We start from the raw sequence: 1278 nt of genomic DNA on the forward strand, positions 1-1278 counted from the left end.
CCGCCCGGGCGCCCCGTCCCGGCTGTTTATTATGCGTCCGGTGGCCACCACTCTGCTGATGGTGGCTATCCTGCTGGCCGGGATCATCGGCTACCGCTTTCTGCCGGTCTCCGCCCTGCCGGAGGTCGATTACCCGACCATTCAGGTAGTCACCCTCTATCCGGGCGCCAGCCCGGACGTGGTGACCTCCGCCATCACCGCCCCGCTGGAGCGCCAGTTCGGCCAGATGTCCGGCCTTAAGCAGATGTCGTCGCAAAGCTCCGGCGGCGCCTCGGTAGTCACGCTGCAGTTCCAGCTGACCCTGCCGCTGGACGTCGCCGAGCAGGAAGTGCAGGCGGCCATTAACGCCGCCACCAATCTGCTGCCGAGCGATCTGCCGAATCCGCCGGTCTACAGCAAGGTGAACCCGGCGGATCCGCCGATCATGACCCTCGCCGTCACCTCCTCCGCCATCCCGATGACCCAGGTTGAGGACATGGTGGAGACCCGGGTGGCGCAGAAGATCTCCCAGGTTTCCGGCGTCGGTCTGGTGACCCTCGCCGGCGGCCAGCGCCCGGCGGTGCGGGTGAAGCTTAACGCCCAGGCCATCGCCGCCCTCGGCCTGACCAGCGAAACCGTGCGCACCGCTATCACCAGCGCCAACGTTAACTCCGCGAAAGGCAGCCTCGACGGCCCGGCCCGCGCGGTGACGCTTTCCGCTAACGATCAGATGCAGTCCGCTGAGGATTATCGCCGGCTGATTATCGCTTATCAGAACGGGGCGCCGATCCGGCTCGGCGATGTCGCCAGCGTCGAACAAGGGGCCGAAAACAGCTGGCTCGGGGCATGGGCCAACCAGCAGCGGGCCATCGTGATGAACGTCCAGCGCCAGCCGGGGGCCAACATCATCGACACCGCCGACAGCATTCGCCAGATGCTGCCGCAGCTCACCGAGAGCCTGCCGAAATCGGTGAAGGTGCAGGTCCTCTCCGACCGGACCACCAACATCCGCGCCTCGGTGCGCGACACCCAGTTTGAGCTGATGCTGGCCATCGCCCTGGTGGTGATGATCATCTACCTGTTCCTGCGCAACGTGCCGGCGACCATTATTCCCGGCGTCGCGGTGCCGCTGTCGCTGGTGGGCACTTTCGCGGTGATGGTGTTCCTCGACTTTTCGATCAATAACCTGACGCTGATGGCCCTGACCATCGCCACCGGCTTCGTGGTGGATGACGCCATCGTGGTGATCGAGAACATCTCGCGCTATATCGAAAAAGGCGAGAAGCCGCTGGCCGCCCC

General features: G+C 65.3%; 1 protein-coding gene. It reads left to right on the top strand.

Going from position 1 to position 1278, the window contains the following annotated elements:
* On the top strand, positions 1-1278 hold a 1278-nt coding region (locus tag HMPREF9538_RS30390; RefSeq protein ID WP_009485873.1), incomplete at both ends, for an efflux RND transporter permease subunit.

It is taken from the genome of Klebsiella sp. MS 92-3, assembly GCF_000195655.1.
Lineage (GTDB): Bacteria > Pseudomonadota > Gammaproteobacteria > Enterobacterales > Enterobacteriaceae > Klebsiella > Klebsiella pneumoniae.